Origin of the sequence: Rhodococcus sp. BS-15, from assembly GCF_000813105.1 — a bacterium.
Classification (GTDB): Bacteria; Actinomycetota; Actinomycetes; order Mycobacteriales; family Mycobacteriaceae; genus Rhodococcoides.
This window is the reverse complement of the sequence record NZ_BAOX01000223.1, coordinates 1-8143: the sequence shown is the minus strand read 5'-3', so window position 1 is coordinate 8143 and position 8143 is coordinate 1. Positions and strand designations below refer to the sequence as shown.

Annotated in this window: 7 protein-coding genes and 1 pseudogene; all 8 read left to right on the top strand. The window is 65.9% G+C overall.

Going from position 1 to position 8143, the window contains the following annotated elements; genetic code table 11:
* The first annotated feature begins 181 nt into the window (after positions 1-181).
* A complete protein-coding gene (rpmI, locus tag RHBS_RS20330) occupies positions 182-376 on the top strand; it encodes a 50S ribosomal protein L35 (RefSeq protein ID WP_032394297.1) in 195 nt (64 codons plus the stop codon).
* A gap of 87 nt (positions 377-463) precedes the next feature.
* On the top strand, positions 464-853 hold the full coding sequence (gene rplT / locus RHBS_RS20325) for a 50S ribosomal protein L20 (RefSeq protein ID WP_032378959.1): 390 nt from the start codon (positions 464-466) through the stop codon (positions 851-853).
* 38 nt (positions 854-891) lie between these two features.
* The gene (locus RHBS_RS20320; RefSeq protein ID WP_128646322.1) at positions 892-1698 is read left to right on the top strand and encodes an RNA methyltransferase; all 807 of its coding nucleotides are present in this window, start codon (positions 892-894) and stop codon (positions 1696-1698) included.
* Between the two features lie 140 nt (positions 1699-1838).
* Entirely contained in the window at positions 1839-2906 is a 1068-nt protein-coding gene (gene pheS / locus RHBS_RS20315; RefSeq protein WP_128646321.1) for a phenylalanine--tRNA ligase subunit alpha, read from the top strand.
* A gap of 55 nt (positions 2907-2961) precedes the next feature.
* Positions 2962-5447 (top strand): annotated as a pseudogene (gene pheT / locus RHBS_RS20310) (phenylalanine--tRNA ligase subunit beta).
* 91 nt (positions 5448-5538) lie between these two features.
* On the top strand, positions 5539-6093 hold the full coding sequence (locus RHBS_RS20305) for a hypothetical protein (RefSeq protein WP_128646320.1): 555 nt from the start codon (positions 5539-5541) through the stop codon (positions 6091-6093).
* Between the two features lie 52 nt (positions 6094-6145).
* Positions 6146-7201 (top strand): N-acetyl-gamma-glutamyl-phosphate reductase, encoded by a 1056-nt coding sequence (gene argC / locus RHBS_RS20300; RefSeq protein ID WP_121869721.1) that lies wholly within the window; start codon positions 6146-6148, stop codon positions 7199-7201.
* Positions 7202-7233: 32 nt separating this feature from the next.
* Positions 7234-8143: bifunctional ornithine acetyltransferase/N-acetylglutamate synthase (locus RHBS_RS20295; protein ID WP_187298575.1), on the top strand; the 910-nt coding region annotated here is incomplete at its 3' end.

The window sequence follows — 8143 nt, the reverse complement described above, 5'->3', positions numbered from 1 at the left end:
CGCAGCCCCGGCTGCCGAGGCACCGGCCGCAGCAGCTCCGGCTACTCCGGCGCAGACCAACTGAGCCTCGCGCTCTACCAGTAAGACAGCCCTACACCTGCTTCGGTGCACAGGTTTTCCGTAGCGATGTACGGCTGTGCCATGCACCACCGAAGAGCTATCAGAAGAAGAAGAGGATTTCATGCCCAAGCAGAAGACCCACAGTGGTGCCAAGAAGCGATTCAAGGTGTCCGGCAGCGGCAAGATCCTGCGCCAGAAGGCCGGCCGTCGCCACCTGCTCGAGCACAAGCCCACCAAGGTGACTCGTCGCCTCGATGGTGTCGCCGTCGTCAAGAAGCCCGACGTCCCGCGGATCAAGCGCCTGCTCGGCATCTGATCTGGACCGGCCGCCGACCGATAACGGTCGGCTTCATCCCATTACCATTCGGGGTTTCACAAGCCCCCAGATCGACAGGATTTACCAGTGGCACGCGTAAAAAGGGCCGTCAACGCCCAGAAGAAGCGCCGTTCGATTCTCGAAGCGTCCAAGGGATACCGCGGACAGCGCTCACGTCTGTACACCAAGGCCAAGGAGCAGCAGCTCCACTCGCTGACCTACGCCTACCGGGACCGCCGCGCGCGTAAGGGTGACTTCCGCAAGCTGTGGATCACGCGTATCAACGCTGCAGCTCGGGCCAACGACATCACGTACAACCGCTTCGTCCAGGGCCTCAAGGCCGCGGGCGTCGAGGTCGACCGCAAGATCCTCGCCGAGCTCGCTGTGTCGGATGCTGCTGCGTTCGCCAGCCTGGTCGCCATCGCCAAGGCTGCATTGCCTGCCGATGTCAACGCTCCGGCCGGAGAAGCAGCCTGAGCGAGTCGACGTACGACGACTCAACACCGAAACGGCCCGTGGATTCGCTGACCGAGCGAACTCCGCGGGTCGTTTCGGCCGTCAAGCTCGCTCGAGCCGCGGAACGCAAGAAGACCGGGCTCTTTCTCGCCGAAGGCTTCAATGCTGTGTCCGAGGCGGCGCAGTCACGGTTGGTTCGTGATCTGTTCTTCACCGCGGATGCCCTCGAGCGCCACCATGACCTCATCGCGTCCGTCGAGGCCGGCGGCGCACGAGTTCATCCGATCACCGACCGTGCTGCGAAGGCATTGTCCGACACCGTCACCCCGCAGGGCCTGATCGCAGTCACCGAGTTGGTCGACGTTCCGATCGACCGTGCGCTGGCCGGAACACCGCGGTTGGTGGCCGTACCGGTGGAGATGGCAGAGCCGGGCAATGCCGGGACGGTCATTCGCGTCGCCGACGCGGCCGGAGCGGATTCGGTCGTGCTGCTGGGCGACTCGGTGGACCCACACAACGGCAAATGCGTCCGCGCCTCTGCAGGCAGCGTGTTCCATCTGCCCATTGCTCGGGAGCGATCGATCGAGTCCGGAATCGACGCGTTGCGCAGAGCGGGTCTGACCATCGTCGCCACGGCCGCCGACGGCGAAGTGGACCTGGACGACGCCGACGAACTGCTCACGCAACCGACCGCGTGGTTGTTCGGCAACGAGGCCCACGGGCTGCCCGAGTCGGTGACACGCGACGCCGATCACCGGATTCGAATCCCGATCCACGGCCGCGCCGAGAGCCTCAACCTGGCAACCGCCGCGGCGATCTGCCTGTACGCCAGTGCCAGGGCGCAGCGACGCTCCGAAACTCCGTGAGCAGGTCTCGCCTAGGATCGATACCTGTCTGCTCCGCGCAGGAGTGAAGCCTGCGCAACGATCCTTGTTGCGCAGGAGTGAAGCCTGCGCAACGACCCTTCGTGGCAGACACCGACTATTACTCGAGGAGTGCAGCTGTCGTGGCGAAGAAAGATGTCGGAACCGAGCCGGTAGATCCGAGCGTTCTCGAGGAGTCCGCGCTCGGATCCGCAGTGGACTCGGCCGAGCAGGCGTTCGCCGACGCGTCGGACCTCGATGCTCTGACCAAGGTCAAGATCGACCATGTGGGCGGCAAGGCTCCGTTGGCGCTGGCGCAGCGCGCACTCGGTGCGATCCCGGGGGACCAGAAGGCGGACGCGGGCAAACGCGTCAAGGCAGCGCGCGATCGAGTGCAGAAGGCCTTCGACGAGCGACGCGCCGTGCTGTCGGCCGAGCGTGACGCCGCCATCCTGGTCGCCGAAACCATCGACGTCACACTGCCGACCGACCGAGCTCCCGTCGGTGCCCGGCACCCCATCACGATCATTGCCGAGCAAGTGGCCGACGTATTCGTCGGCATGGGCTGGGAGGTCGAAGAAGGCCCCGAGGTCGAGACCGAGCATTTCAACTTCGATGCGCTCAACTTCTTGCCCGACCACCCGGCCCGCACGATGCAGGACACGTTCCACATCGCGCCCGAGGGATCGCGGCAGGTCTTGCGTACCCATACCTCGCCGGTGCAGGTGCGATCGATGCTCTCGCGTGAGCTTCCCATCTACGTGGTCTGCCCGGGACGAACGTTCCGCACGGACGAGCTGGACACGACGCACACTCCGGTGTTCCACCAGGTCGAGGGTCTCGCGATCGACAAAGGCCTGACCATGGCGCATCTGCGCGGAACACTGGATGCTTTCGCGAAAGCGTTGTTCGGTAACGACACCCGCACTCGTATGCGTCCCAACTACTTCCCGTTCACCGAGCCGTCGGCCGAGGTCGACGTGTGGTTCCCGAAGAAGAAGGGCGGGGCGGGTTGGGTCGAGTGGGGTGGCTGCGGAATGGTCAACCCGAAGGTGTTGCAGGCCAGCGGTATCGACCCCGAGGTGTACACCGGATTCGCATTCGGCATGGGCTTGGAGCGGACGCTGCAGTTCCGCAACGACATCCCGGACATGCGCGACATCGTCGAGGGCGATGTCAGGTTCACGCTGCCCTTCGGCGTTCAGGCCTGACGCCGCGTCACACCCGCCCCACTTCTTCTCGGATACAAGAAAGAGCTGAGTACACGTGCGAGTCCCACAATCCTGGCTGACCGAGGTTCTGCACGCGGGGACACCCGACTGGGCCGTCTCGCCCGAGGAACTCGACGCCGGGTTCGTGCGGGTCGGGTTCGAGGTCGAAGAGCTCGAGTCCCTGGACAACGTGACCGGACCACTGGTGGTGGGTCGGGTGAGTTCGATCGAAGAGCTCACGGAGTTCAAGAAGCCGATTCGGTTCTGCCTGGTCGACGTCGGAACCGACGAGCCGCATGAAATCGTCTGTGGTGCGAGAAACTTCGCGGAGGGCGATCTGATCGTGGCCGCTCTGCCGGGCAGTGTGCTGCCCGGGGGGTTCGCCATTGCGTCGCGCAAGACGTACGGCCGCAATTCCAACGGCATGATCTGTTCGACGCTCGAGCTCGGACTCGGCCGAGATCACTCCGGAATTCTGGTGCTGCCCGAGGGCACAGCCAACCCGGGCGATGACGCAAAAGAGGTTCTCGGTCTGGAAGATTCGGTCATCGAGCTGAACGTCACCCCGGATCGCGGCTATGCCTTCTCGGTTCGCGGTCTTGCCCGTGAACTGGCGTGCAGTTTCGACCTGCCGTACGTGGACCCCGCGCGAACGGTTCCCACCGAGGTCACCGGTGACGCATGGTCGGTCACCGTCGAACCGGATTCGGGCGCATCACGATTCGCGTTGCGCAAGGTCGTAGGTATCGATCCGACAGCAACGACTCCGTGGTGGATGCAGCGTCGATTGCTCCTGGCCGGCGTGCGCCCGATCTCCGCGGCCGTCGATGTCACCAATTACGTGCTTCACGAACTCGGCCAGCCGCTCCACGCGTTCGACGCCGGCAAGCTGGACGGTGACATCGTGGTTCGTCGTGCGAAGGCGGGGGAGAAGCTGACCACTCTGGACGGCGTCGAGCGTTCGCTCGATCCCGAGGACGTCGTCATCGCCGACGGATCGGGAGCGATATCCCTGGCGGGTGTCATGGGCGGGGCGTCGACCGAAGTCGACGACGCAACCACCGAGGTCGTCCTCGAAGCTGCAACATTCGATCCGCTTGCGGTGTTCAGAACCGGTCGTCGCCACAAGCTCACCAGCGAGGCGAGCAAGCGTTTCGAGCGAACAGTCGATTCTGCGCTTCCCGTCGCGGCGCTCGATCGTGCGGCGCAGCTACTGGTGGAGATCGCGGGCGGCCGGATCGAGCCGGTGCTGACCGACGTCGGGGAGTCGACCGAGTACGCCACGGTCACGATGGACTTCGACTTGCCGGACCGGATCGCCGGTGTGGAGTACCCCAACGGGACCGCTGCTCGTCGGTTGACACAGATCGGGTGCGGAGTCGAGGTGTCGGTCGGCGACGCCGGGCACGGCCAGCTGATCGTCTCGCCGCCGTCGTGGCGACCGGATCTGGTGCAGAGTGCCGACCTGGTCGAAGAGGTGCTGCGACTCGAGGGACTCGAACAGATCCCGTCGGTACTGCCGTCGGCCCCGGGAGGTCGTGGCCTCACCGCCGAACAGAAGCGACGGCGCGCCGTCGGCAAGGCACTCGCGTACGCCGGGTACGTCGAGGTGTTGCCTCCGGTATTCCTGCCCAAGGGCATCTTCGACACCTGGGGTCTCGACGCAGACGATCCTCGGCGCGCCACCACCTCGGTGCTCAATCCGCTCGAGGCCGACCGTCCCGAGCTTGCGACGACGGTGCTTCCCGGTTTGCTCGAGATGCTCGGTAGGAACATCGCCCGCGGTCAGCGAGACGTCTCGCTGTTCGGAATTGCCCAGGTGGTGCTCCGGGACGACGCCACTGCCGCGGTGGAGGCATTGCCCGTCGATCGCCGCCCTACCGACGACCAGATAGCCATGCTGCGCGGTTCGCTGCCTGCGCAGCCGGTCCACGTTGGAGCGGTGCTCACCGGTCAGCGTGAGTTCTCGGGTCCCTGGGGCCCCGGCCGCGCCGCCGAAGCAGCTGACGCTTTCGCTGCAGTACGCACAGTTGCCGAGGCAGCCGGGTGAACGTCGATCTTCGTGCCGCTCAACATCTTCCGTGGCATCCCGGTCGGTGTGCCGAGGTATTGCTCGACGGCGAGGTCGTCGGATACGCGGGTGAGCTGCATCCGGCGGTCCTCGAGCGGTCCGGCTTGCCGCCGCGTACGTGTGCCGTCGAGCTGAGCTTGAGTGCCCTCCCGGTGGTCGAGTCGCTGCCTGCCCCCGAGGTGTCGCCGTATCCGGCGGTGCTCCAGGACGTGGCCGTGGTGGTCGACGCGTCCGTACCCGCGGCGTCGGTGGAAGCCGCGCTCACTATCGGCGGTGGCGACCTGCTCGAGTCGATCCGACTGTTCGACGTCTACGAGGGTGAACAGGTCGGTGAGGGCCGCAAGTCACTGGCGTTCGCGCTGCGCTTCCGCGGAGCCGACGGCACCTTGACCGAGGATCAGGCGACGGCTGCGCGCGATGCGGCGGTCGAAGCGGCATCGAAGGCTGTCGGCGCGCAGCTGCGCAGTTGAATCAGCGCAGCTGAGTAGTTGATCCGTGCACGCCCGGGCTCGTGTGTCCGTAGCGTGGAGTCACGAGTACCACGGGTGACGGGAGCAGCGCATGAGTGAACTCGGAACAGACGGTGCGACGGATCTTCAGGTGATCGAGGAGATTCTTGCCGCCGTGGCGGGTCGTCCGCGACTCGCCCCGGTGGCAGCTGCCGCGTCTGCTCTGGCCGCCGAGTTGGGTACTGCCCGGCCGGAGCCGATCACGCCCGATCGCGGAGCGCCACCCGGAACGGTTCCCGACGTGGACGTTCCGCAGGTGACGAAGCCGCGGATCGACCAGCCGCTCGGTGATCCACCACCGGGGGCTCCGCTCGGCGGCACGGTTCCGGGGATCATCGATGCGGAGCTGGTCGACGACCTGCCTGTCGGTACCGCATACGGTTCCGGTGCGGTGAGCGCGCCGATCGGTGACTTCACCGATTCGGGGGTGCCGACGTGGGACGGTGTGCGCGACAAGGTGGAACAGCGATCGGGTACAGCCGTCGGTGCGGAGGAGTTGGACCGTGAGTCGAGGGCGGGCCATGACCTCGACGAGCAGTGGAACGAACGCCAGGAAGCCGGCCGGAGGAAGCTCGACGAGATCCGCAAGTCCATGGGCGGACGCTGACACACCGGACCCGTTCATGAATGAGCTTGCATGATGCTGCATAATAAACCGCATGACTATTTCGGAGGCCACGCCGAGGCGCATCGCGGTGGCGGGCGCAAGTGGGTACGCCGGCGGTGAAATTCTTCGATTGCTGCTCGGGCACCCGGGAGTGCGCGACGGTTCGTTGGTCATCGGCACTCTGACCGCGGGCGGCAATGCCGGTGCGACGCTGGGTGAATTCCATCCCCATCTGTTGCCTCTCGCAGACCGTGTTCTCGCCCCGACCACCGTCGACGAACTCGCCGGGCACGACGTCGTGTTCCTGGGACTCCCGCACGGCAAGTCCGCCGAACTCGCGCTGCAGCTTCCCGAGTCCGTGGTGATCATCGATTGCGGGGCCGATTTCCGCCTCACCGACGGTGCTGCCTGGGAGAAGTACTACAAGAGTCCTCACGCGGGCAGTTGGCCGTACGGCTTGCCGGAGTTGCCGGGCTGCCGGGAGCGGCTGGTCGGTGCCACTCGCATCGCCGTTCCCGGGTGCTACCCGACGGTGTCGTCTCTCGCGCTCGCACCCGCTGTCGCCGCAGGAATCATCGAGCCGCGTGTCAATATCGTTGCCGTCAGCGGTACTTCGGGTGCAGGCCGAGCTCCCAAGGCCGATCTTCTCGGTTCGGAGGTGATGGGTTCGGTTCGGGCGTACGCGGTTGCGGGCGCACACCGCCACACTCCCGAGATCGTGCAGAACCTCTCGGCCGTCGCCGGTAGCGCTGTTGCGGTGTCCTTCACGCCGGTTCTCGCACCGATGCCTCGCGGAATCCTGGCCACCTGCACCGCGATCACCACCGCCACGCAGGCGCAGGCCGTCGAGGTCTACGAGAAGGCCTACGCTGCAGAGCCGTTCGTGCACGTGCTTCCCGCCGGACGACTTCCGCAGACCGGTTCGGTCATCGGGTCGAACGCCGTGCAGATGAGCGTGTCGGTCGATGCGGACGCAGGCTTGCTCGTCGTGATCGCGGCCATCGACAACTTGGCCAAGGGCACGGCGGGAGCCGCCGTCCAATCCATGAATCTTGCACTGGGAATCACCGAGACCGAGGGTCTCTCTACCGTAGGAGTAGCGCCATGAGCAGCGTCGGGAGCCAGGCGGAGGCCGTCGGCATGGTTGCGGGCAAGCTCGTGCGCACGCAGGGTGTCACCTGTCCCGCGGGTTTCCGCGCCGCCGGTATTCCGGCTGGGATCAAGGCAAGTGGCAAGTCCGATCTGGCTTTGGTGTTCAACGAGGGCCCCGATTTCGCTGCGGCGGGTGTGTTCACCCGCAACAAGGTCAAGGCTGCGCCCGTGTTGTGGTCGCAGCAGGTGCTCTCCACCGGACGGCTGCGTGCGGTGATTCTCAATTCCGGTGGTGCCAATGCCTGCACGGGTACGCCGGGCTTTCAGGATTCGCACCGCACGGCCGAGGAAGTCGCATCGGCACTGAGCAACTGGGGTTCGGAGACCGGGGCGATCGAGGTTGCCGTGTGCTCGACGGGTCTCATCGGTGACCGGCTCCCGATGGACAAGCTGCTGCCCGGCGTGACCGAGGTGGTACACGAACTCGCAGGCGGCATTTCCGGTGGTACCGATGCGGCGTACGCGATCATGACCACCGACACCGTGCCCAAGCAGGCGGCTGTTCATCACGCCGACAAATGGAACGTCGGCGGCATGGCCAAGGGGGCAGGCATGTTGGCACCGTCGTTGGCCACGATGCTCAGCGTCATCACCACCGATGCCGTAGCCACCGCAGACCAGTTGGACAAGGCGCTGCGCGCGGCGACCCGGATGTCCTACGACCGGCTCGACGTCGACGGCGCGTCCTCGACGAACGACACCGTGCTGCTGCTCTCTTCCGGGGCCAGCGGAGTGGCACCATCGCAGGAAGAACTCGACGCCGCGGTCCTGGCGGTGTGCGACGACCTGGCCGACCAGATGATGGCCGACGCCGAGGGCGTGACCAAGCGGGTGCGGATCACCGTGTCGGGCGCGATGAGCGAGGACGACGCCCTGATCGGCGCGCGCGCGGTCGCCA